The sequence below is a fragment of the Azospirillum brasilense genome (genome assembly GCF_001315015.1).
GTDB classification, from domain to species: Bacteria; Pseudomonadota; Alphaproteobacteria; order Azospirillales; family Azospirillaceae; genus Azospirillum; species Azospirillum brasilense.
Window position 1 is genome coordinate 507,509 of the sequence record NZ_CP012914.1, and the last position, 21,941, is coordinate 529,449.

The 21,941-nt window shown below is 69.6% G+C and carries 20 protein-coding genes; 5 read left to right on the forward strand and 15 right to left on the reverse strand.

Translation table 11 applies throughout. The annotated features are described in order from the left end of the window. Window positions 1-9: 9 nt before the first annotated feature. Both AMK58_RS02300 and AMK58_RS02305 read left to right on the forward strand, forming a co-directional pair. On the forward strand, window positions 10-480 hold the full coding sequence (locus tag AMK58_RS02300) for a Fur family transcriptional regulator (protein WP_051140376.1): 471 nt from the start codon (window positions 10-12) through the stop codon (window positions 478-480). Then, the gene (locus tag AMK58_RS02305; protein ID WP_014241688.1) at window positions 477-701 is read left to right on the forward strand and encodes a hypothetical protein; all 225 of its coding nucleotides are present in this window, start codon (window positions 477-479) and stop codon (window positions 699-701) included. The genes AMK58_RS02300 and AMK58_RS02305 overlap by 4 nt, the downstream gene beginning before the upstream one ends. Window positions 702-731: 30 nt before the next feature. On the opposite strand, the gene AMK58_RS02310 is transcribed toward AMK58_RS02305, so the two are convergent. From AMK58_RS02310 to AMK58_RS02320, 3 genes are all read right to left on the reverse strand, one after another. Continuing rightward, window positions 732-2,072: a DUF1329 domain-containing protein gene (locus tag AMK58_RS02310; protein WP_035675927.1), complete on the reverse strand. Its 1,341-nt coding sequence runs from the start codon at window positions 2,070-2,072 to the stop codon at window positions 732-734. An 85-nt stretch (window positions 2,073-2,157) separates the two neighbouring features. Next, on the reverse strand, window positions 2,158-5,118 hold the full coding sequence (locus tag AMK58_RS02315; protein ID WP_059398562.1) for a hybrid sensor histidine kinase/response regulator: 2,961 nt from the start codon (window positions 5,116-5,118) through the stop codon (window positions 2,158-2,160). 10 nt (window positions 5,119-5,128) lie between these two features. Further along, window positions 5,129-7,465, reverse strand: coding sequence for a PAS-domain containing protein (locus tag AMK58_RS02320; RefSeq protein ID WP_059398563.1), 2,337 nt, complete (start codon window positions 7,463-7,465; stop codon window positions 5,129-5,131). Window positions 7,466-7,701: 236 nt separating this feature from the next. Between AMK58_RS02320 and AMK58_RS02325 the strand changes: the two genes are divergently transcribed. The 3 genes from AMK58_RS02325 to AMK58_RS02335 are packed head-to-tail and all read left to right on the forward strand — an operon-like array spanning window position 7,702 to window position 9,974. Then, window positions 7,702-8,007, forward strand: coding sequence for an STAS domain-containing protein (locus AMK58_RS02325; protein WP_035675925.1), 306 nt, complete (start codon window positions 7,702-7,704; stop codon window positions 8,005-8,007). Window positions 8,008-8,014: 7 nt separating this feature from the next. Further along, window positions 8,015-8,797 (forward strand): ATP-binding protein, encoded by a 783-nt coding sequence (locus AMK58_RS02330; RefSeq protein WP_059398564.1) that lies wholly within the window; start codon window positions 8,015-8,017, stop codon window positions 8,795-8,797. 19 nt (window positions 8,798-8,816) lie between these two features. After that, complete coding sequence (locus AMK58_RS02335; RefSeq protein WP_035675920.1) at window positions 8,817-9,974, forward strand: PP2C family protein-serine/threonine phosphatase; 1,158 nt, start codon at window positions 8,817-8,819, stop codon at window positions 9,972-9,974. 94 nt (window positions 9,975-10,068) lie between these two features. Here AMK58_RS02335 and AMK58_RS02340 read toward each other — a convergent pair whose 3' ends face one another. The 12 genes from AMK58_RS02340 to AMK58_RS31820 form a co-directional block, all read right to left on the reverse strand. Beyond that, a complete protein-coding gene (locus AMK58_RS02340; RefSeq protein WP_035675919.1) occupies window positions 10,069-10,644 on the reverse strand; it encodes a DedA family protein in 576 nt (191 codons plus the stop codon). A gap of 255 nt (window positions 10,645-10,899) precedes the next feature. Next, complete coding sequence (locus AMK58_RS02345; RefSeq protein ID WP_059398565.1) at window positions 10,900-11,325, reverse strand: hypothetical protein; 426 nt, start codon at window positions 11,323-11,325, stop codon at window positions 10,900-10,902. A gap of 114 nt (window positions 11,326-11,439) precedes the next feature. Beyond that, window positions 11,440-11,910, reverse strand: a complete 471-nt coding sequence (locus AMK58_RS02350; RefSeq protein WP_035675914.1) for a putative toxin-antitoxin system toxin component, PIN family — start codon at window positions 11,908-11,910, stop codon at window positions 11,440-11,442. A gap of 24 nt (window positions 11,911-11,934) precedes the next feature. Further along, a complete protein-coding gene (locus AMK58_RS02355) occupies window positions 11,935-13,119 on the reverse strand; it encodes a PP2C family protein-serine/threonine phosphatase (RefSeq protein ID WP_035675913.1) in 1,185 nt (394 codons plus the stop codon). After that, the gene (locus AMK58_RS02360) at window positions 13,116-14,306 is read right to left on the reverse strand and encodes a fused response regulator/phosphatase (RefSeq protein ID WP_059398566.1); all 1,191 of its coding nucleotides are present in this window, start codon (window positions 14,304-14,306) and stop codon (window positions 13,116-13,118) included. Before AMK58_RS02360 ends, AMK58_RS02355 begins: the two co-directional genes overlap by 4 nt. After that, window positions 14,306-15,034, reverse strand: coding sequence for an ATP-binding protein (locus AMK58_RS02365; protein WP_158283100.1), 729 nt, complete (start codon window positions 15,032-15,034; stop codon window positions 14,306-14,308). Before AMK58_RS02365 ends, AMK58_RS02360 begins: the two co-directional genes overlap by 1 nt. Window positions 15,035-15,039: 5 nt before the next feature. Next, window positions 15,040-15,345, reverse strand: a complete 306-nt coding sequence (locus AMK58_RS02370) for an STAS domain-containing protein (RefSeq protein WP_035675909.1) — start codon at window positions 15,343-15,345, stop codon at window positions 15,040-15,042. A gap of 113 nt (window positions 15,346-15,458) precedes the next feature. Then, window positions 15,459-16,625, reverse strand: a complete 1,167-nt coding sequence (locus tag AMK58_RS02375; RefSeq protein WP_035675908.1) for a methyl-accepting chemotaxis protein — start codon at window positions 16,623-16,625, stop codon at window positions 15,459-15,461. 11 nt (window positions 16,626-16,636) lie between these two features. Next, window positions 16,637-17,701: a protein-glutamate methylesterase/protein-glutamine glutaminase gene (locus AMK58_RS02380; protein ID WP_035675906.1), complete on the reverse strand. Its 1,065-nt coding sequence runs from the start codon at window positions 17,699-17,701 to the stop codon at window positions 16,637-16,639. 3 nt (window positions 17,702-17,704) lie between these two features. Next, window positions 17,705-18,331: a chemotaxis protein gene (locus tag AMK58_RS02385; protein WP_014241672.1), complete on the reverse strand. Its 627-nt coding sequence runs from the start codon at window positions 18,329-18,331 to the stop codon at window positions 17,705-17,707. Window positions 18,332-18,334: 3 nt separating this feature from the next. Then, window positions 18,335-19,255 (reverse strand): CheR family methyltransferase, encoded by a 921-nt coding sequence (locus tag AMK58_RS02390; protein ID WP_035675904.1) that lies wholly within the window; start codon window positions 19,253-19,255, stop codon window positions 18,335-18,337. Then, entirely contained in the window at window positions 19,252-21,822 is a 2,571-nt protein-coding gene (locus AMK58_RS31820) for a methyl-accepting chemotaxis protein (RefSeq protein ID WP_059398567.1), read from the reverse strand. Before AMK58_RS31820 ends, AMK58_RS02390 begins: the two co-directional genes overlap by 4 nt. Window positions 21,823-21,941: the final 119 nt, after the last annotated feature.

Sequence of the window (21,941 nt, forward strand, 5' to 3'; positions counted from 1 at the left end):
GGTGGGGCAATGACGTCGCGTCTCGAATCCTTGTGCCTGGAAAAGGGGCTGAAGATGACCGGCCAGCGCCGGGTCATTTCCCAGGTCCTGTCGGAGTCGGAGGACCATCCCGACGTGGAGGAGGTCCATCGCCGCGCCGTCCTGATCGACCCGCGCATCTCCATCGCCACCGTCTACCGCACCATGCGCCTTCTGGAAGACGCGCAGGTGATCGAGAAGGTGGACCTGGGCGACGGCCGCGCCCGCTATGAAGAGGCGTCCACCGACCACCACCACCACCTGATCGACACGCGCAGCGGGCGGATCGTCGAGTTCGCCAGCCCGGAGCTGGAGGCGCTGAAGGAGCGCATCGCGCGGGAACTGGGGTACCGCATCGTCGGTCACCGGCTGGAAATCTACGGCGTTCCGCTCGACAGCGTGTCTCTTGACGGCGGCGACGCGCTGGACGGCAACTCTGGGGAAGGCGGGGAGCGTCGATGAAGAGCATGCGCTGGCTGACGATCGACCCCTACCCGGCGGTGAGCCTGAATTGCCGCGACGCGGTCCAGCGCTGCTACGCCGGCCTGTGCGACTGTGGCCAGCCGGAGCGCTACGCGCTGGAGGCGGCGGTGACCGTCTTCCGCTACCACCACCCCGAAACCCCGCCCTTCCAGGCGGAAACCATCGTCAGCCAGTGGGTGGCCGGCCCAGTCCGGCACTGACTTCCCGCCGGCCGCCTCACCCCAGCCGCCTCACCAGCGCCGCCGCTTGCGCTCCAGCGTGTCGGGGGCGAAGTCCTCAGGCCGCAGGGTCTTGGCGAAGTCCGGCGGGGCGAGCTGGTTGTCGAGGCCGCTCACCATATAGCGGTCGCCCGTGAGGTCGTAGGTGATCTCCAGCGCCGGGGCAAAGACGGGCAGCTGGGGATAGGCGATCCCGTGCGCTTCCGCGTAGCGGACCAGATCGCCCTTGGCGTCGTAATGGTCGGCCATGACGATTTGCCAGGTGTCCTCGTCCAGATAATAGGTGCGCTCCGGCAGGGCGTGGCGGAAGTTGGGCTTCACCCGCGCCTCGACGATCCACACCCGGTGCATCTCGTAGCGCATGAACTGCGGGTTGGGGTGGCCCAGCCACAGGAAATCCACCGGCGCCAGATTGGGCGTGTTCATCCGGTTGGCGTTGTAGGGCACATACATTTCCCGCCGCGTCACCAGCGCGAAGTCGAAGCGGTCGAGCGGGCCGCTGAACATGTCCAGCATGTCGGCGGTGCGGATGCCGCCGCTGGCCGGGTCCGGCGTGTCGTAGACGAAGTCGGGCGCGCGGACCGGTTTGCCGGTTTCCCCCTGGCGGAACCAGGCGGCGAAGCCGGCCTGGATCGGGTTCAGCGTGCCGTGCAGCAGCAGGGTGGTCCCGGCCTCCGCCTTGGGCATCAGGGTGGTGCGGCGATAGTGGAAGGGGCGGCCGCCGTCGATCCCGGCGGCGTAGCTGGATTGCCAGTCCTCGCGGTAGACCGCCGCGGTGTGGATGCCGCCGGCTTCCGGCAGGATGGTGGCGCCGGTGCGGCTGAAGGAATTGCCGCGCCAGCGCAGGATGTGATTCCACATCGCCTGCACCCCGTTTGCCGGGATGGGGAAGGGCACGCCCACCCGCGCTCCGCTCAGCGCCAGACCGTTCTCGCCCAGCTTGGCGCGTTTGGCGTTCTCGATCGATTCGTCGTAGACGCGCTGGGGGGCGGCGGCGCTGCGGTTGCTGGGGAAGACCGGGATCTCGAAGGACGGATACTTGGTCAGCATCGCCTGCAGGCCGGCGGACAGGCGGACCTTGTAGCGGTCCAGATCCGCGGGGCCCACGGTGAACCACCGCCCATCCTCGTCGTAGGGGTCGGGCAGATGGGTGCCCGGTTTCCAGCCGTTGGGGACACGGGTCAACCCCCCTTTCCAGGCCGGAATGGCCCGCGTCCGGCTGGCGCCGCGCACCGCGCCGAAGGGAGTCAGCTCCTCCCCCAGGGCAGGAACCTTCTCCTGCGCGGCAATCGGGGCCGCATAGGGGAGCGCCGGCAGGGAGAGCAGCAGGCTGGAGAACTGGCGGCGGTTCATGCGCGTCTCTCGGCGTGGCGGGTTGCGGGGACGATACCCCAATCGGACGCCGGGTCGAACGGACAAAGGGAGTTCGGGAGACCGTTCAGGAAGGTGGTGCCGCAGCGATGACGCGTTCGACCTCCCGCATCGCCTGCTCCAGCGTTGCGGCCAGCGCGGTCACCCGTTCCCAGGGGGCGTCCTGCATCACCGCCTGCTCCAGCGCCTGCGCCGCGTCGCCGAGGGGCATCGCCCCGGCGTTGCGGGAGCAGCCCTTCAGATTGTGGGCGCCGGCGCGGATCGCCGTTCCGTTCCGCGCGGCGACGGCGGCGGCGACCTCGTCCGCGATGTGGCGGCCGACCCCGACGAAGTCGTTCAGCAGCTCATCCATCAGCGCCCGGTCGTCGCCGCAGAGCCGGCGCAGGACATCGAGGTTGATCGGGGGCAAGTCGGCCGCCGGGTCGGCCGCCGGGTCGGCCGCCGGGTCGGCCGCCGGGTCGGCCATTGTGGGCGGCAGGAAGCGGGACAGCGCGGCGTCGAGCTTCGCCAGATCCAGCGGCTTGCTCAGCGCCGCGTCCATGCCGGCCGCGCGGTAGCTCTCGATGTCCGCCGGGGCGGCGTTGGCGGTCAGGGCGACGATGGGCAGATGGGCGCCGGTGGCGCGCTCCGCCGCGCGGATGCGGCGGGTCAGCTCGAACCCGTCCACCTCGGGCATCTGGATATCGGTCAGCAGCAGGGCGTAGCGCCGCCGCCCCAGCGCGGCCAGGGCCTCCGCCCCGCCGTTGGTCAGTTCCGCCGCGTGGCCCAGCGAGGTGAGCTGCATCTGCAGGACCTTCCGGTTGATGGCGTTGTCCTCCGCCACCAGGATCAGCCGCCCGCGGGCCTCCGCCTCGGCGATGACGCGCTCCGGACTCAGCGGGGCCGGAGCGCAGGGGGCTGTGGGCGGTCGACCTTCGCAGGACGTGGCGTCGGTCAGGGCGTACCCGGCGGCCACCGCCACGGCGCGCACCAAGGCCGTGCGGCGGACCGGTCGGCTCACCGGGACCGACCCGTCGGCAGGGCGGCCGCCGATGGTGCTGGGGTCCTGCAGCAGCACCGTCGGCACCTGCGCTTCCCCAACGCGGCGGCCCAGCAATTGCGGCGCCCGAGCGGCGGCAGGGGTGTGCAGCGCCTCGTCAACCACCACGACGTTCAGGACGCCGCGTTCCGTTTGGGCCATGCGGGCCTGTTCGGCCAGCGCGTCCGGTTGACCGGCGGCCAGCACGCGCGCCCCGGCCGCTTCCAGATAGCGGGCGACGATCCGGCGCTCCTCCATGTCCGGCAGGCCGACCAGAACGGTCAGGCCGGAGATGTCCGGTTCTTCCGCCGCCATGGGCTTGGGTGGGGGCTCGGGCGGGGTCGGATCGGTTGCGGCGCTCAGCGTCAGCTCGACCCAGAAGGTGGAGCCCGCCCCCGGTGCGCTGTCCACCCCGATCGCCCCGCCCATCAGCGCAACCAGGCGGCGGCTGATCGACAGGCCGAGCCCGGTGCCGCCGAAGCGCCGGGCGGTCGAGCTTTCCGCCTGGATGAAGGGCTGGAAGAGCAGGCGGCGCGCCGTCTCGGAAATGCCGATGCCGGTGTCCGCCACCTCGATGCGCAGCCGGGTGCCGCCCTGGCTGCCGCCCCGGCTGTTGCCGTCCGTCCTGGCGGCCAGGGTGGCCCGGACGACGATGCGCCCGCGCTCGGTGAACTTGATGGCGTTGCCGCACAGGTTGAACAGGATCTGGCGCAGCCGCACCGGATCGCCGGTCAGCGCCGGCGGGATCGCCGGCTCCACGTAGGTCAGCAGCGCCAGCCCCTTGGCCCGCGCCGCCGGGGCCAGCGTGTCGGCCACCCCTTCGACCAGGGCGGGGATGGAGACGGGCACCTGCTCCAGGTCCATTTTGCCGGCCTCGATCTTCGAGAAGTCGAGGATGTCGTCGATGATCCGCAGCAGCGAAGTCGCCGATTCCCGCATGGTCGCCACGGTGTCGCGCTGCCCGCCGTCCAGCGGCGTGCGCTCCAGCAGCTCCAGCATGCCCAGAACGCCGTTCATCGGGGTGCGGATCTCGTGGCTCATCGTTGCAAGGAAGGCGGACTTCGCGGTGGTCGTCTGCTCCGCCTGCTCCTTGGCGCGTTCCATCTGGTGTTCGGCCAGCTTGCGCCGCGTGATGTCGTAGACCCAGGCGAGATGGACCGGGCGGCCGTCGAGCAGCGTGGGGTCCACCGACACCAGCGCCCAGAAGACGGAGCCGTCGGCCCGCCGCACCCGCACCTCGGCGTCGCGCAGCGAGCGGCGGAAGAAGGTCCAGTGCGTCTCGTGCGCCTCGGTGTTGTCCGGTTCGATGAACAGGTCGGCGATGGAGACGCCGACCAGCCGCTCCTTCGGCACGCCCAGCAGGTGGACCAGCCGGTCGTTGCACATCACGAGGACGCCGTCGTGGGTGTAGGCGCAGACACCGACCGGGCTCGACTCCAGGATGACGCGCATCTGTTCGCGGCTCTGCCGCAGCTCGTGCGTGCGTTCGGCCACCTTGGTCTCGATGAAGCGGATGTGGTCGTAGGCGCGCAGCGCCGCGATCACCGCGGTGAACAGCCCCTCCGCCGACAGGTCGGCCTTCGACTTGTAGTCGTTGATGTCGCAGCCGACGATCACGTCGCGCTGCGGCGCCTGCCCCGGCTGGCCGGTGCGCAGGATGATGCGGACGTCGAGGTTTCCCAGCGTGCCGCGGATCCAGCGGACCAGCGTCAGCCCGGCGTCGTCCTTCTCCATCACCACATCCAGCAGGATGACGGCGATGTCCCGGCGGGCGCGCAGGGCGGCGCGCGCCTCGGCGGCGGAGCGGCAGCCGATCAGCTCCAGCCGGCGGCCCTGGAACTCCACGTCGTCCAGCAGGAGGGCGGTCATGGAATGGACGTCGTCCTCGTCGTCCACCACCAGGATGGGCCAGGGCGGGGATTCGTCTCCGTCTTCCCCCTCCTCGTCGGCGAACAGGATCTCGTCGTCTGAGTTGGGGTCGGAGTCGGGCACGATCAGCTCGTCGGTCATGCTGCGTCCGTCATGCCTCGTCGGTTGCCAGGTCCTTCCCGGCGGCACCGGCCATCCGGGGGGCCGTTACGGGAATCCGCAGGAGGAAGGTGGTGCCCCCGCCCATGGGCGTGTCGGGAGCCGACTGGTTGGGGGCCGGGCTGTCCACCGAGATCCGCCCGCCCAAGGATTGCGTCACCAGGTTGAAGACGATGTGAAGGCCGAGGCCGCTGCCCCCGGTGCCGCGCTTGGTCGTGAAGAAGGGTTCGAACACCTTGGGCAGATTGTCCGGGGCGATCCCGACCCCGTCGTCGGAAAAGCGGATGTCCAGCTCGCCGTCCGGCAACTCCTCCACGCTCAGCGTCATCGCCCCCTTCCGGCCGTCGGGGAAGGCGTGGGTCAGCGCGTTGATGACCAGATTGGTGATGACCTGGCTGAGCGCGCCGGGATAGCCGTCCATGGTGATGCCGTCCGGGCAGGCGACGGTCATCTCGTGCGGGCTCTTGCGCAGGCGCGGACCCAGCGAGGTGATGATTTCGTCGAGATAGGAGCGCAGGTCGAAGCGGCGGCGCTCCTGGCTGGTCTGGTCCACGGCGACGCGCTTGAAGCTCTGGATCAGCTCCGCCGCGCGGGTCAGGTTCTGTTCGATCAGGCGGGAGGCCTCGCCCGCCGCCGTCACATAGCCGGTCAGGTCGGATTTCTTCAGGCTCCCCGTCGCGAAGGCCTCGGTCAGCGTCCGCGTCTTCGAAGCCAGATGGGTGGAGCAGCTGTAGGCGATGCCCACGGGCGTGTTGATCTCGTGCGCGACGCCGGCCACCAGCAGGGCGAGCGAGGCCATCTTCTCCGCCTGGACGAGGCTGTCCTGGGTCTCCTTGAGGTCGGCGTAGGCGGTCTCCAGCGCCTCCATGGCGTGGAACACCTCCTCGGCGGAGCGCGCCTCCACCGTCACATCGGTGAAGGTGCGGACGAATCCGCCCTCCGGCAGGGGGTTGGACCGCACCTCGATGATCGTGCCGTCGGGCCGCCGCCGCTTGAAGGCGAAGGGCTGGTCGGGAATCACGGCGGTCTCGTCCAGCTCCAGATCAGGGTCGATGCTGAAGTCCTCGAAGGCGCCCTGGGCGCGCTGAAGCCGGATGATTTCGGGAAACAGCGGATTGCGGGCCAGAAAGGCCGCCGGCACGTCGAGAAGCTCCGCGGCGCGGCGGTTGGACATGACGACCCGCAGGTTGCGGTCCACCATGATGATGCCCTGGTCGGTGTTGTCGAGCGTGATCTGAAGGACGTTCCGTTCGCGCGCGAGATCCCGCTCGGCCTGCATGCGCTCCGTCACGTCGGACATGGTGCCGGTCAGGCGGACCGCGGTTCCCTCGCCGTCGCGCAGGGCGGTCGCGCGATCCTCGATCCAGCTCCAGCCGCCGTCCCGGCGCCGCATGCGGTAGACGGCGGCGTAGGCGCTGTCCTTGTCACGCACGCGGCTGCGGGACTCCGCGACGACGCGCCGCCGCTCTTCCGGATGGATCAGCGACTCCCAGGTCCGCGCGGTCATCGCCAGCTCGGCCGGGCCGTAGCCCAGCAGGGCGGGAAACTCCTTCGACCACCAATACTGGCCGGTCCGCAAATCGTAATCCCAGACGGAGGACCGCGTGGCGGTGATGGCCAGCCCCAGCCGCTCCTCGCTCTGGCGCAAGGCAGCCTCCTCCTCGTCGAGCCGGGTCAGCATGCCGTTGTAGGCGGCGATCACCCGCCCCAGCTCATCGGCCGACGACCAGTGCACGGGCTGGCGCAGATGCTCCTGTTCCGCGGTGCGGATCGACGCGATCAGCCGACCCAGCGGCACGCCGATGGTCAGCCGGTGGGCGGTCAGCGCGGTGACCAGCGTGCCGACCAGCATCAGCAGCAGGAGCCACAGCGTGTTGACCATCTCCTGCCGGATCTGCTCGTCGACCGGGGCGTAGCTGAAATAGAGCGTCAGCGTGCCGAGCCGCCGGTTCTGCACCTGGATCGGACGGCGCACGGCCTCGTGCCCGGTGAAGGGACGGCAATCGGCTTCCGGCCACGCGAAGGAGCCGTCGGCCAATTCGTCGGCCACCTCGATGCAGAGAAGCTCGCGGTTGACGGAGATCGCCTGGATGATGTTGCGGATCGCCGGAACGTCCACGGCCCACAGGCTGGAGGACAGGGCGACGGCGTTGATCTCCGCCACCGCCTCGATCCGGTCGCGCAGGGCGCCGCGCAGATCCTTGTACTTGCCGTAGAAGAAAATCGAGGAGAAGCCGAGCGTGGTCAGCATCAGGATGGGAATCAGGATCAGCAGGAACTTCGCCGACACCGTCGGCACCGTCTTCCACGCCTGCTCGATCACCGTCATGAAAGGTATTCCCGCAACCGGGACCGCAAGTCGGGCGGGCCGGCGGCACGGCGCCGCCCTCTCCGGTCTTGAGGTTGTACTATCAACCTGTATCATCCGTCTATGGCGTGTGAAGCGTGAAAACTCTTCCTATGGTCGATAAAAATGACGGAATGTATACTTGAGGCTTGAGGGGGGATCGGCCTTGCACTACTGTTCGCGGGAGCCGCTTGCGCGGTGCAACACAAGAGGATGTCATGAATTTCCAGGTGCGCCGGTCCTCTGAAACCATCGAGGTGCTGTTGAGCGGCCGGTTGGAGTTCACCGACCATGACAGCCTTCCCGACATCGTGGAGCTGCTCGACGGCGAGGGCACGCGCCGCTTCATCCTGGACATGGACGGGCTGACCTTCATCGATTCTGCGGGGATCGGCATGCTGCTGATCCTTCAGGACGAGGCGGAGCAGCGCAACATCAAGCTGATCCTCCGCAAGCTGCAGGGCGATGTGCTGCGCTCCATCGAGCTCGCGCGGATCGGCGAAGTCGTCGCCATCGAGCGGTGAGCGGGCGATGGACGGTTCCCCCGCCTGTCTTCCCCCCGGTCCGGCCGGTGCCGTGCGCCCCTTCAGCGTGGTGCGGGATCGCGTGCCGGCGGAGATCGCCGCGCGGGTCGCCGCGCGCTTCGGCGTGAGCGAGGCCGCTGCAGGCGTCGGAGACGCCCTTGATGGCCGGGCCGCCGCCGCGGTGCTGCTGGCCCAGGCCGACCGCGACATCCTGCGCGGCGCCTTCGGACTCAACCGCTTCCTGACGGTGGAACTGACGGAGCGGGAGGAGGGGACCGGCGCCATCGACGCCGACTGGCTGGGCGCCCCTCCGGTGGAGCAGGGCTTCTACCTGTCGCTGACCACCGGCACGGCCTATGGCCTGCAATGCGCGGTTCTGGTCTGCGACGAGCTGACCCGGCGCGGCGTGCTGACGTCGGAGCGGCGCGGCAACGTCGAGCTGTGCCTGCACGAGGCCATCGCCAACGCCATCGTCCACGGCAATCTGGGCATTCCCAGCGCGACCAAGGAGCAGCCGGAGGGCTACCGGCTGTTCAGCCGGCTGCTGCGCGAACGGCTGGGCGACGGCGCCGTGCGGCAGCGGCGGATCGACATCTTCGCGCGCTGGACCGCCGACAGCCTGTCCATCGCGGTGGTCGACCAGGGCAACGGGTTCGACGCCGCGGCCCTGCCGCAGGACACCGACAGCGGCGCCCATTCCGGCCGCGGCTTCGTGTTCATGCGGGCGCTGGCCCGGCGCATCCACGTGACCGACGGCGGGCGCTGCACCCTGCTGCAGTTCGACCTGTGACGGACGGGCGGGACCGCGCATGCCGATTTCCCTCGCCGCCAGCCGCGTCCTGATCGTCGACGACAACGAATTCAACAGGAAGTCGCTGGCCCTGATGATCCGCCGCGCCGGGCTGACCCAGATCGAGGTCGCCGAGAACGGGGTGGAGGGGCTGCGCAAGGTGGAGAGCTTCCGCCCCGACCTCGTCCTGCTGGACGTCAGCATGCCGGTGATGGACGGGCTGGAGATGTGTCGGCGCCTGCGCGAGCGGCTGACCCACGAGGAATTGCCGATCCTGTTCCAGACCGCGCTGGACAGCGACGAGGAGCAGGTCCGCTGCTTCGAGGCCGGCGGCAGCGACTTCATCTCCAAGCCGATCAAGCCCGGCGAGTGCGTCGCCCGCGTCCGCCACCAGCTCGAAAAACGCAAGCTGTTCACCGACCTCGCCAACTTCCGCGGGCGGGTGGAGCGGGAGCTGAAGCACGCCAAGGCGATGCAGTTGTCCTTGCTGCCCGAACCCAAGGAACTGGAGGCGGTCGCCGAGCGGTACGAGCTGGTGCTGGACGCCCATTTCGAAACCTCGTCGGAGCTGGGCGGCGATTTCTGGAACGTCTACCCGCTGGACAGCCACCGCGTCGCCTTCCTGCTGGTCGATTTCGCCGGGCACGGCATCACCGCCGCCATCAACACCTTCCGCCTGCACACGCTGATCGACCGCTTTCCCATGCAGCATGTGCCCCCCTCGGAATGGCTGGCCGGGCTGAACCGGGCGCTGAAGGAGGTGCTGCCGGTCGGGCAGTTCGCCACCGCCTTCTTCGGCATCCTGGACCTGCACACCGACACGCTGACCTACGCCTCGGCCGGGGCGCCGAATCCGGTGGTGGGGATCGCGGGGGAGCTTCGTCTGCTCGATTCGGCGGGGCTGGTGCTGGGCGCGTCGCGCCGCGCCATTTACGCCGACCGCAGCCTGCGCCTGCCGCGCGGGAGCTGCCTGTTCCTCTACAGCGACGCGCTGATCGAATGCAGCGGTCCGGACAACGAGCCGATCGGCCAGGACGGGGTGCCCGGCCTGCTGCGCGGCGCCATGGCCGCCAACCGCGCCCGCCCACTGGGGCCGCTGCTGGAGCGCTTCTACGCCCGCACCAGCCTGCCGCTGCGCGACGACCTGACCGCCGTGTGGATCGCCCGCCGGGCGTGAGGACAGGCCCGGACACTACTGCCTGGAAACGAAAAAGGCCGCCGCGGTTGTCCGCGGCGGCCCTTCTGCCTGAGGCTCGGGGGGAGGGGCGCCGTTACGCCTGCGTCTCGGACGCGGCGTAGCGGCGGCGGACCCACATCACGCTCTTCACCGCGAAGATGGTGACGCCGATGCCCAGCGCGATGAGCAGGAGGATTTTCGGACCGTTCTCGCCGATGGCGGCGGCGGCCTCGCCGAACAGGTAGCCGGCCCCGGCGAAGCTCCAGGCCCAGATGCCGGCGGCGATGAAGTTCCAGAACAGGAACTTGCGCCAGGGCATGCGGGATGTGCCGACGGCGACCGACGCGATGTTGCGCACCCCGTAGAGGAAGCGGAAGGCCAGGATGAAGCCGACGCCGTAGGTTTCCAGCCAGTACAGCACGCGGGACGCGCGGGCTTCCGCCGCCGGGAAGCGGGCCAGAGCCTTGCCGCCCCATTTGCGGCCGATCCAGAAATAGCACTGGTCGCCCATGAAGCTGCCGATCCACACGGCGGCAACCAACCAGTATAGGTTGATGATCCCCAGATGCGCGCCCATCCCGCCGAAAATGACGAAGGTCTCGCCTTCGAAGAAGGCCCATATGAAGGCCAGGGGATAGAAGGCATCGCCCCAATCCTGGAGCCAGGTCATCCAGTCCAAATCACCCTCCCCGCGGGTCGTTCCTTTTCGGCTCGGACCGCCGGCGATGCGCCAGGGAAACGCAGGCGCGGCCATCGGTCAGGCTACGGACACATCATTGCACATAAGTGCGTGTCTTGTCGCGCAATCATTCCCGAATCGGGGGGAGGGAACCGTACAAAGTTGGGGTACGAAACGATCTATTGCGGTGGGATTATTTTGTTTCCGGGCACGTATTCTGTGAATCGGTCAGTGTTCGTGACTTGGTCAGCCATCCTCGCCCGACAATTCGCCGACCGCCTGCCGGGCGGCGCGCAGCAGCAGGGGATTCGGTTCGGACGGGCCATCCTCTCCCTCTTCCTCCTCCCAGGCCCCCGGCGCGGCGCGGCGCTTCAGCTCACGCGCGGCTTCGATCAGCAGGTGGGCCAGCTTCTGGTCGGGCAGGGCCTGCGCCAGCGCCCGCAATTCGGCGTTGGTCAGGGCCGCCGGGTCGAAGTCGCCGCGCGGCGCCATCGGGACGGGCGGCGGCGGAACGAGCGCGAGGGTCATCGGCGGCGGCGCCGACGGAACGTCCTCCCGCAGCACGTCGACGGCCACCGGCGCCGCCACGGTGGAGGCGCGGGACCGTCGCACCGGCTTGCGCGCCCGCTCCGTCTCGGGCAGGCTGTCGAACAGAAGAGGTTGCGTGCTCATCCGGTCACCCGCGATCCGTTCACCGCTAGTTTGCGAAGTGTTCTCTTTTCATTCTAGAGAACGAAGGCCGGAAGTCGAGTGGAAACTTTTTGGGCGGAAACGCGAAACGCGGAGTCAGGCGATCGCGTCCAGGAACCGTTCGGGGCGCAGGATGCGGGTGCGGCCCACCTGACGCACCGACAGAAGCTGCCGATCCACCGTCACCAGCCAGTCGGCGTCGGCGGCCAGCGCCACGGCCAGGAACATGTCGTCGTCGGGATCGCGGCACAGCCGCTCCACCGGGGCGGGCTCGACCCTGTGAGCCTCCGCGGCGAAGGCGGCCAGGAAGGCGGCACGCTCCTCCGCCGGACGGTAGCGGTCGAAGTCCGGGCGCATCAGCACCTCGCGCAGCTCCGCCAGCGTGGCGTCGGAGACGAAAGCGGTTCCCCGCGCCCGCACCGCCTCGACGCTGTGCTGGATGGCCAGGCTGCGGCGGGGCACCTCGGCGCCCAGAAGGGCGTAGCCGACGAGGATGTTGGTGTCCAGAACGGTCCGGAAGGGGACGCCCTGGAAAGACCGGGCGGCGTGGTGGGGGCTGGTGGTCATGAGCCCGTCGGTTCCATGGCCCGCTCAGCCCTTGCGGGTCAGCAGCAGCGCGGTCAGGTCATCGTCGATCGGGCCGACGGCGCGCAGGCGGTCCAGCAACCCGTCCAGGAAACCGCCGCCGTCCGTCTCGCCCATCCGCTCGGCGACCAGGGCGGCGAGGCCCGGCTCGTCGAGGACGTCATTGCCGACCGGGATCTCGATGGCGCCGTCCGAATAAAGGAACAGACGTCCGCCGGGAGGCAGGGGAAGGGAGCGCTCCTCATACTCCGCCGAGGCCAGCAGGCCGAGCGGCAGGCCGGCGCTGTCGCCCAGCAGCGGCGCGGCATCGCCCGGCGCCCAGACCATCGGGCGCGTGGACCCGGCCGAGGCGTAGACGAAGCGGTTCTCCGCCGGTTCGACCATCCCGGCCAGCATGGTGGCGAACTGCCCATTGGGAAGCAGCGCGCACAGCCGCCGGTTGACGGTGGACAGGAACTCGCCTGGGGTCAGGCCGGACACGTCCATCTGCTGGCAGATCGCGTGCAGACGGAAGGTGTTCAGCGCCGCCCCGACTCCATGGCCGGAGAAATCGACCATGTAGAGCATGGTCCGGCCCTGGCCCGGCGCAACAGTGTCGTGCCGCAGGTCCCAGAAGTCGCCGCCCAGCTCCGACGAGGGAGCGAAATGGGCGGCGATGCCCACCCCCGCCGCGGCCTCCACCTCGGCCAAACGCTCCGGCGAGGGCATCAGCCGCTCCTGCATTTTGCGGGCGAGCGACAGTTCGCTCTCCGTCCGCTCGTGAAAGCGCTGGAGATCGTGCAGGAGGGCGCGGTTCTGCAAATGGATGCGCACGCGGGCCAGCAGCTCGACCGCGTTGATCGGCTTGGTCACGTAATCGGTGGCCCCGGCGGCGAAGGCCTTGGCGCGGTCCTCCGCCCGGTTCAGGCTCGATTGCACGAGGACCGGCAGATCCTTCCATGCGGGGATCGCGCGCAAGCGCCGACACATCTCGAACCCGTCCAGGTTCGGCATCATCAGGTCGAGCAGGATCAGGTCGGGCCGGAAGGCGTCCAGACGGGCCAGCGCGTCGTTGCCGTCCTCCGCCATGTCGATGCGGGTCACGCCGCCGCGTTCCAGCAGGGCCTGGAGCAGATGGCGGTTCACGCGGTTGTCGTCCACCACCAGAACACGGGCCGTTTCCAGCCCCGGAACACCCGGCAGGTCGTTCATCGCGCGCCCCCGAGTCCGATCCAGACCAGCGTGTGGTCGTCGAGCGGCACGTCGCCCTGGGCGGCGGCGAGCGCCTTGGTGACCGCCGTGAAGGCGTCGCCGCCGCTGCCGTCGGCCATGGCGTTCCGGACGGCGGCGCTCTGCAGCAGGGCGGCGAGGCCGCCGTCGCGCCCGCCCAGCGTCTCCAGCACGGCGGTGGAGTGAAGGATCAACACGGACTTCGGCGGGAAGGGCAGGCTGCGCTCCTCGTAGCGCGTGCCGGCGGCGACGCCCACCGGCTGGCCGACCCCCTCCCCGAAGACCAGCGGCGTGCCGTCTGGGGTGATCGGGGCAGGCGGGATCAGGACCGGTGGGGCCGCCGCCGCCGCCGCGTAGGTGAAGCGCTCCGCCGCGCCGTCCACCACGCCATAGATGACCGTGGCGTGCTGTCCAAGCTCCAGCAGGCAGACGGCCCGCTCGTTCAGTTCGGTCAGGAAGGCGCCGGGCCGCTCGCCGAGATGGGGCGCCAGCTCGTGAATCAGCGTGTGCATGCGGAAGGCGTTCAGCGCCGCCGACACGCCGCGTCCGGCCATGTCCAGCAGGAACAGCCCGAACCGCCCGCCAGCCAGCGGCAGCACCCCCCAGAGGTCGCCGCCGAGGTCGGAGGAGAGCGCCGTGTGCGACCGCAGCGTCACCCCCGCGCTGTCCGTCAGCGAGGCGCACAGCGCCGCGGAGGGCAGGAGATGGTCGTACATGGAGCGGGCCATCGCCAGCTCTCCCTCGACGCGCGCACGGTAGGTCTGAAGGTCGCGGATCAGCACCCGGTTCTGCAGGTGGATGCGCACGCGGGCGACCAGCTCCGTCCGGTCCAGCGGCTTGGAGATCAGGTCGGTGGTGCCGGCGGCGAAGGCGCGGTTGCGATCGTCGCTGGACGACAGGGCGGTCTGCACCAGCACCGGCAGGTCGGCGTAGGCGTGGTCGGCGCGCAGGCGGCGGCACACCTCGAACCCGTCCATCCCCGGCATCATGATGTCGAGGATCAGCAGGTCCGGCGCCTCGGCGGCGATCTGGGCCAGCGCGTCGAAGCCATCCTTGGCGTAGACGACGTTCTGGAATCCGGCTTCGCCGAGCAGGGCGCCGATCAGTGTGCGGTTGAAGTCGGTGTCATCCACCACCAGGATGCGGCAGGCGGCGATGGCGTCGTCCATCAGAGGGGGAACCTCATGCGGATGCGGCGCCCGCCGTCGAGAAGCTGAAGCTCTTCCACGATGGCGGCGATCAGGTCCAGCCCGCGGCCCGAGGCGCCGTAGTCGATGCGCTCCGGCCGGGCGAAGCCGGTTCCCTCGTCGGCAACCTCCACCACCGCGCTAGCGCTTTCCAGCCAGACGGCGACCTCGATCCGGCGGTCGGCGAAGGCGGGGTCGGCCATGCGCGCCGCCAGATCGTGGGAGAAACGCTCCAGCGCCTCCACGCTCAGCCCCTTCATGCCTTCGACCTGAAGGTTGCCATGCACCACCGCGTTGCTGATCGCCTCGTGCAGCGCCAGCTCCATGTCGTCGCGCTGGGCCTCCGGCATCGGGTGCAGGGCGGCCAGCCCGTTCAGGATGCGCCCGGCCAGATGCAGGCGGTTGGCAGTCACCGTCGTCACGCAGGCGAACAGGTCGGAACGGGCGGCGCGGTGCGCGGCCTCGATGATCTGGGCGTCGGACAGGCCGGCGACCTCGATCCATGCCCCAAAGGGCCGCTGCCAGAAGTCGGGCGCCTCCACGGTGCCGGCGTCGCCCACCAGAAGCAGAACGGAGGGGCCGAACGCCTCCCCCGCCGGAGAGCCGGGCCGCCGGTGCGGAAGCCGAAGCGCCGCCGACAGCCGGTCCAGCCGGTCGGCCGGCACGCCCAGTCCTTGCAGGGCGGCAACGCGGGTGGGGGAGGGGACCAAGAGGATCAGTCCTCGATCGTGACGATCTTGTTGAGCTGGGCCACCGTCAGCACGCGCTTGACCTGCCCGGCGGCGGAGCGCAGGACCAGCTGCTTGTCCGCGTTCGCCATTTCCTCCCGCGCGATCAGCAGCATGCCGATTCCCGCCGAATCGACGAATTCCAGCGTGGCGAGGTCGAGCACCTGTCGCTTGGCCTTGTTCTGCAGCATCTCCCGGATCAGGGCGCGCAGCTTGGCGTGGTCGTTGAAGGTCAGGCGACCGCGCAACCGAACCAGGGTCTCCTGCTCCTTGTCCTCAATTCCGTAGTCCATCGGTCCGGTGTTCCTGAAGGGTGTTCTTGAAGGGGCATTGGGGCGGGTGGCCTTGTGCGGACCACGCCAGAATGGAGCAAGTCAGGCTGGGGATTCCACAGAATCCCTCGGCCTCAGAAAAGTTCGATGTCGCCGCCGGAACTGTCGGCTTGGCCGGCATCGACGTCAAGGACGCCATGCTCGTCCAGCGCCGTCCCTTCCAGCAGCAGACGGCGCACGAAACGCTGGCGCATCTCGCTCAGCTTGAAACGGCCCAGCAGCTCGTCGAGCCATTCCTGCGGAACCTGCGGTCCCAAGGAAGCGGGCATTTCGACGCGGGTGCGGTTTTCCAGCTCGTTCAGGCCTTCCGCCATGATGGCGAGGCTGTCGTTGATGGCCTCCAGCCGCTGCTTGGTCAGGTCCTGGAACTGCATCCCGGTGACCATGCGGCTGATGGTGGCGGACATGTCCGACGACACGTTCGCCGCCGTCTCCAGCACCGCCTGGAAGTGGTTGGTCTGGTCGACCAGGCTGTCCATGGTCTTGTCCACCCGCTCCTTGGCGAGCATCTGGGGGGACATGTCGGTGTCGGCGATCTGGCGCAGGATGTCGTGGCCGTTGCGCACGCCCTTGACCACCGCGGTGACCTTGGAGCGCATGCGGTCGGCCAGGGCCCCGGTGGAGCGGGAGAGGTGGCGCACCTCCTGGGCGACCACCGCGAAGGTGCGGCCGGCCTCGCCGGCGCGGCTCGCCTCGATGGTGGCGTTCAGCGCCAGGAAGTTGGTCTGGCGGTTGATGGCGTCGATGTCGCCAATCGACTTCTCCAGCTCCGCCACGTCCTTCTGCACGTCGTCGAGCAGATAGACCATGCTCATGGCGTGGCGCGACAGCAGGACGATGTTGGAGATCATGTCCGCGATCATCTGCTGCATGCCGGTGACGAGCTGGTCCATCGGCACCCGCTCCCCATCGATGGAGACGGAGCCGGCCATGCCGACGATCTGCTCCACCCGCTCCGACTGCTGCATGGCCTTCTCGGCCAGCTCGCGGAAGCGGTGGGAAAGATCCAGCGTGGCGTCCTCGACCGTCGAGGAGGTGCGGGTCAGCTCGTTCTGCACCGCCTCCAGCGTGCGGCGCTGAATGTCGGCGTAGCCCATCCAGGTCGCCAGAAGCTCGCCGGTCACCGGAATCTTCTCGCCGATCTTGGGCAGGCTGTGCACGGGAGCGCCATCGTCGGGAAGGCCCGGCTTCTCCGGTTCCGGTCCGGCTTCCAGGCGGGGCGCGCGGCCGTAGAAAGACATGGTGCTGCTCCTCAGTTCGCGCGCGTGCGGTGTTCGCCGATGGCGTCGAACGCGCGCAGCATCTCGGCCGGTATCTGCGCCAGCGGCAGTTCGACGGCCACCGCCCCGGCTTCCCGGGCGGCGCGCGGCATGCCGTAGACGACGCAGCTCGATTCCTGTTCGCCGATGGTATAGGCCCCCGCGTCGTGCATCGCCAGCATGCCCGACGCCCCATCGCGGCCCATGCCGGACAGGATCACCCCCACCGCGTTCGCCCCCGCCGCCTTGGCGACGGAGGAGAACAGCACGTCCACCGACGGGCGGTGGCCGCTGACCGCCGGCCCGTCCTGGATGTGGCAGGAATAGCCCTGGGCGTCGCGGATCACCACCAGATGACGGTCGCCGGGGGCGATGTAGACCTTGCCCTGGACCAGCGGGGCGCCCTGGGTGGCGACCTCCACCGACGGCGGCGAGATGCGGTCGAGCCGGGCGGCGAAGCTGGGGACGTAGCTGGGACCCATGTGCTGGGTGATGACGATGGGCGGGCAGTCGGCGGGCATGACCGCCAGCACGTCGCGGATGCGCTCCACCCCGCCGGTCGAGGCGCCGATGGCGATGAGGCGGGTGCCCGACCCGGCGCGGCGCGGCGTCTGGAGGGGTGAGGTCGCGGGCTTGGGCCGCCGCATCGACAGGCGGGCGGTGGCGGCGATGCGGATCTTGCCGACCAGCTCATGGGCCATCGCCTCGAAGCCGTGCCCCTCCGAGCCGTCGGGCTTGGCCACGCAGTCCACCGCGCCGATCTCCAGCGCGCGGATCGTCGCCTCCGACCCCTCCTGGGTCAGGGAGGAGACCATGACGACCGGCGTCGGGCGCAGCGTCATGATCTTTTCCAGGAAGGACAGCCCGTCCATCCGCGGCATCTCGACGTCCAGCGTGACGACGTCCGGGTTGGTCCGCTTCATGACGTCGCGCGCCTCGTAGGGATCGCGGGCGACGCCGACCACCTCGATGCCGGGCTCCTCGGAGATGATGGCCTTCAGCATCTCCCGCATCAGGCTGCTGTCGTCCACGATCACGACGCGGATGGAGCGTGTCATGGCTCAGTCCTCCCCGAACAGTTCCACGTCGCCCTCGATCGGCTGGTGCCGCAGGCTGGAGCGGAAATGCAGTTCTTGGTTCGCCGTCTCCGACAGGGCCTCGGGCCGCAGCATCTTGCGCATGGCCTTGCCGGTGTGGGGAAAATAGTGGATGCGCCGGGCCGAGGCGCCGCCGAGATCCTGGCCCATCAGCTTCAGCCCCTCCCGCCGCACGTAGTCGAGCGCAAAGGCGGCGTTGCGCTGGCCGACGTCGAAGCTGGAATCGATGACGCGGGCGCCGCCGAACAGCTTGACCTCCAGCCGTCCACGCTGGGCGCCGCGCGCCAGCAGGTCGTTGATCAGCCGCTCCATGGCGACCGAGCCGTAGCGCGCCGCCGCCCCGGTGCCGGCGTCCTCGGACTCCGGCACCTCTGGCAGCAGGAAATGGTTCATGCCGCCGATCGCCGTCGCCGGATCGTGGACGCAGGCGGCCACGCAGGAGCCCAGCGTCGTCACCATCATCACGTCCGAGCGGTCGCTGACCAGATGATGGCCGAGGAAGACCTTCATCGTGTGGGCGCGGAACTGCGGGTGGAAGTAGCCGCCGGTCTGCCGGGCCTCCGCCGCGCGGCGGCTTGCGAATGCGGTCATGCGTCACAGCCTCCGGTAGATGGTGGGGCCGGTCTGGCGGAAGCGGTCCGACACGCCGTACAGGCTTTCCGAATGGCCGAGGAACAGATAACCGCCGGGCTCCAGCATGCGGGCGAAGTTGCCGATGACCTGGGTTCGCCCGACGCGGTCGAAATAGATCAGCACGTTGCGGCAGAAGATCGCGTCGAACGGCCCCTTCATGGGCCAACGCTCCAGCAGGTTCAGCGGCTTGAAGGTGATCAGCCGCTTCAGCTCCTCCTCCATCGCCACCATCGGCTCGCCGCCCTCGCGCTGGCGCCGGGTGAAGCGGTCGCGCAGGGGGGCCGGGATGCTGTTCGCCAGATCGGCGGGATAGACGCCGCACCGGGCGGTGTCGACCATATGGGTGTCGATGTCGGTCGCCAGGATCTTCGCGTCCCAGCGCCGCAGCTCCGGCCCGAAGCTGGAGGCCAGAACCATGGCGATGGTGTAGGGCTCCTGCCCGGAGGAGCAGCCGGCGGACCAGATGCGCAGCCGCGGGTGGGAGGATTCCCCGGTGTGGCGGGCGCGCATCTCCGGCACCGCGGTCTTCGCCAGGAAGTCGAAATGGTGCGATTCGCGGAAGAAGCTGGTCAGGTTGGTGGTCAGGGCGTTGACCAGGAAGCCGACCTCGTTCGCTCCCTCCTCGCTCTCCAGCAGGGCGCAGTAAGTGTCGAAGTCGCTCAGGCGCAGGTCGCGCAGCCGCCGGGCGAGGCGGGAATAGACCATCTCGATCTTGTGCGGGGCCAGCGCGATCCCGGCGAGCTGGTAGAGCATGTGGGCGATGAAGTCGAAGTGCCGCCGCTCGAACGGGAACTCCCGCCGTCCCGACGTCGCCGCGGGGACGGCGCCGCGGTCGGTCGGGGCCGAGTCGGGGGCGGGGGAAGGGCTGGGGACGGTGGTCATGCCGCCCGTCCGCGGGACAGCTCGGACCCGCCGTGGGCGTGGCCGGCGTCCAGCGAGAAGAAGGCCATCTGCTGGCGCAACTGCCCGGCCTGCTCCTCCAGCGAGCGGGCGGCGGCGGTGCTCTCCTCGACCAGCGCGGCGTTCTTCTGGGTCATCTCGTCCATCTGGGCGACGGCGGTGTTGACCTCGTCCAGGCCGGACGCCTGCTCGGCGGTGGCGCGGGCGATCTCCGACACGAGGTCGGCGACCCGCGCGATGCCCGCCACGATGTCGGTCAGCGAGGAGCCGGCGGAGCGGACCAGCTCAACCCCGTCCTTGACCTGCGCCCCGCTGTCGAGGATCAGCGTCTTGATCTCCTTGGACGCCTGGGCGGAGCGCTGGGCGAGGTTGCGCACCTCCTGGGCCACCACGGCGAAGCCGCGCCCGGCGTCGCCGGCCCGCGCCGCCTCCACCGCCGCGTTCAGCGCCAGCAGGTTGGTCTGGAAGGCGATCTCGTCGATCACCCCGATGATGTCGGAAATCTTCTGCGACGAGCGCTCGATCCCACGCATCGCCTCCACGGCGCTGGCGGCGACCTGACCGCCCCTCTCGGCGGCGCGCCGGGCGTCGTTGGCGAAGGCGTTTACCTGCTGGGCGTTGTCGGCGTTGGAGCGGACGGTGGCCGCCAGCTCCTCCATGCTCGCCGCCGTCTCCTCCAGCGAGGAGGCCTGCTGCTCGGTGCGCTCGGACAGGTCGAGGCTGCCGTCGGCGATCTCGCGGCTGGCCGCGGCGATGGATTCGGCGGCGCCGTTGATTCGGCGGACGATCTCCGACAGCTTCTCCGCCGTGCCGTTGAAGTCGTCCTTCAGGCGCAGGAACACGCCCTCGTACGGCTTGTCGATGCGCCGCGACAGGTCGCCCTGGGACAGCGACTCCAGCATGGCGGCGAGATCCTCGGTCACGCCGGAGACGTTGCCGGCCAGCCGGTTCATGCCCTCGCTGACCAGCCGGAAGAAGCCGGACTTGCCGTCGAGCGCGATCCGCTGGGAGAAGTCGCCGCGCACGGCGCTGTCGACCATGCCGGCGATCTCCGCCTCGATGGACAGCTCGGCGGTGAGGTCGCGCCATTCGACGACGAGGCCCAGCTTCTCGCCATGGCGCCCGGCGACCGGGCTGGCGGTGATTTCGAAGCTGCGGCGGCCCGTCTTGACCATGCCCTTGTAAGGGCTGGCGAGGCCGCTCAGGCTGGAGCGCAGGCGCGGGGCCTCGGTGTCCAGCGCGTCGAGGGTCTGTCCAATCAGCCCGGCGGCGTCGAAAGCGGGCAGGGCTTGGCGCAGGTCGCTCTCGGCGGCCTTGAACATCGCCAGGGCGGCGGCGTTGCAATAGGTGACGGTCCCGTCCTCGCCCACCGTCATGATGCAGGACGACACGCGGTCGAGCGCGATCCCGGCCCGCACGGCGGTCACCGCGTCCTCCTTGAAGGCGGCAACGGCGCGGGCCATCGCGCCCAGCTCGTCGCGCCCGTCCGTGTGGGGGACGGTGACCGACAGATGGCCGTCGCTGAGGTCGGTCATCACCTTGCGGATGCCCTGGACCGGGCCGGTGATCGAACGGGCGATGACCTGGGCGGCGCCGATGCCCAGCAGCAGCGACAGGCCGCCCAGCAGCAGGGCCAGCAGGACGCTGTTCTCCACCTCCGCCTCGGCGCGGGTCTCGATTCCCTTCTGCTCGGCCTGGATGGCGATGGCGATGGAGTCGATCGTCGCGGTCAGGGCGGTGACGATCTTGGCGACGATCTCGGCGCGCAGGCGGTCGATCTCCTTGTCGGCGGCGACGGCGTCGCGGAAGGCGGCGCGGTAGCCCGGCGCCCGTTCCGCCACCTCGCGCAGCAGCGCCGCCACGCGGGGTTCGGTCAGCAGGGCCTGCGCCTCGCGCACATGCTCCAGCATCTCGTCCAGGTTCTTTTCCATCGGCGCCGCGGCGGCGGCGTCGCGCATGCCGAGCGCGCGGTTGGCGAAGAGACGGCTCAGCACCCAGTGCTTCTCCATCTCCTCCCCGACCAGGGCGGCGTCCTTGTCGCCGGTGGCCTGGGCGCCCTCGACGACGCGCTCCAGCGTCTCGGTGATCTGGGTGCCCAGCGGGTCCATCGTCTGGCGGATGGCCGCGTCGTAGCGGTCGCGGACGACGCGGATCGTCTCGAACTGGGTATGGTACTCGCTGTGCAGCCGCGCCAGCTCGGCGAAGGCCGCCGCCTGGCTGGAGCGCTGAATGGCGCCCTCGTGGGCGGCGAGCGCCTGATCGAACTCGGTGCGCAGCGCCCGCTGGCGGTTGAGCGCGGCGGGGTCGCCGGAGACCAGATAGTCGCGCCCGTGGATGCGCTGGTTGGCGAGGCGGGCCGAGAGGTCCTTGGCGAAGGTGGCGAGTTCACCGCCGGTGAGCACCGCGTCGACGCTGCCGTTCAGGCTGCGGATGCTCAGCAGGCTGGCGGCGACCTGGGCGGCCAGCAGGGCGAGCAGGAGCGCGAAGGCCAGCCACAGCCGCTTCGAGATGCCCATCGACCCAACGAACGAACCGACCCCTTTCGCCATGCCATCCCCCTTGCCCGCCGCGTCACGTCGGCGTTAGCCCTTATTTGAAACCAACCCGTGTGAAAAGCCGCGACATGACGCACCCCGTCGGCGCCTGTGTGGGCACCAACGTGGGGCGC

Excerpts from the sequence above, each read along its gene's own strand:
- AMK58_RS02300 (WP_051140376.1), top strand. The coding sequence starts at position 10 with ATGACGTCGCGTCTCGAATCCTTGTGCCTGGAAAAGGGGCTGAAGATG.
- AMK58_RS02305 (WP_014241688.1), top strand. The coding sequence starts at position 477 with ATGAAGAGCATGCGCTGGCTGACGATCGACCCCTACCCGGCGGTGAGC.
- AMK58_RS02310 (WP_035675927.1), bottom strand. The coding sequence starts at position 2,072 with ATGAACCGCCGCCAGTTCTCCAGCCTGCTGCTCTCCCTGCCGGCGCTC.
- AMK58_RS02315 (WP_059398562.1), bottom strand. The coding sequence starts at position 5,118 with ATGACCGACGAGCTGATCGTGCCCGACTCCGACCCCAACTCAGACGAC.
- AMK58_RS02320 (WP_059398563.1), bottom strand. The coding sequence starts at position 7,465 with ATGACGGTGATCGAGCAGGCGTGGAAGACGGTGCCGACGGTGTCGGCG.
- AMK58_RS02325 (WP_035675925.1), top strand. The coding sequence starts at position 7,702 with ATGAATTTCCAGGTGCGCCGGTCCTCTGAAACCATCGAGGTGCTGTTG.
- AMK58_RS02330 (WP_059398564.1), top strand. The coding sequence starts at position 8,015 with ATGGACGGTTCCCCCGCCTGTCTTCCCCCCGGTCCGGCCGGTGCCGTG.
- AMK58_RS02335 (WP_035675920.1), top strand. The coding sequence starts at position 8,817 with ATGCCGATTTCCCTCGCCGCCAGCCGCGTCCTGATCGTCGACGACAAC.
- AMK58_RS02340 (WP_035675919.1), bottom strand. The coding sequence starts at position 10,644 with ATGACCTGGCTCCAGGATTGGGGCGATGCCTTCTATCCCCTGGCCTTC.
- AMK58_RS02345 (WP_059398565.1), bottom strand. The coding sequence starts at position 11,325 with ATGAGCACGCAACCTCTTCTGTTCGACAGCCTGCCCGAGACGGAGCGG.
- AMK58_RS02350 (WP_035675914.1), bottom strand. The coding sequence starts at position 11,910 with ATGACCACCAGCCCCCACCACGCCGCCCGGTCTTTCCAGGGCGTCCCC.
- AMK58_RS02355 (WP_035675913.1), bottom strand. The coding sequence starts at position 13,119 with ATGAACGACCTGCCGGGTGTTCCGGGGCTGGAAACGGCCCGTGTTCTG.
- AMK58_RS02360 (WP_059398566.1), bottom strand. The coding sequence starts at position 14,306 with ATGGACGACGCCATCGCCGCCTGCCGCATCCTGGTGGTGGATGACACC.
- AMK58_RS02370 (WP_035675909.1), bottom strand. The coding sequence starts at position 15,345 with ATGGACTACGGAATTGAGGACAAGGAGCAGGAGACCCTGGTTCGGTTG.
- AMK58_RS02375 (WP_035675908.1), bottom strand. The coding sequence starts at position 16,625 with ATGTCTTTCTACGGCCGCGCGCCCCGCCTGGAAGCCGGACCGGAACCG.
- AMK58_RS02380 (WP_035675906.1), bottom strand. The coding sequence starts at position 17,701 with ATGACACGCTCCATCCGCGTCGTGATCGTGGACGACAGCAGCCTGATG.
- AMK58_RS02385 (WP_014241672.1), bottom strand. The coding sequence starts at position 18,331 with ATGACCGCATTCGCAAGCCGCCGCGCGGCGGAGGCCCGGCAGACCGGC.
- AMK58_RS02390 (WP_035675904.1), bottom strand. The coding sequence starts at position 19,255 with ATGACCACCGTCCCCAGCCCTTCCCCCGCCCCCGACTCGGCCCCGACC.
- AMK58_RS31820 (WP_059398567.1), bottom strand. The coding sequence starts at position 21,822 with ATGGCGAAAGGGGTCGGTTCGTTCGTTGGGTCGATGGGCATCTCGAAG.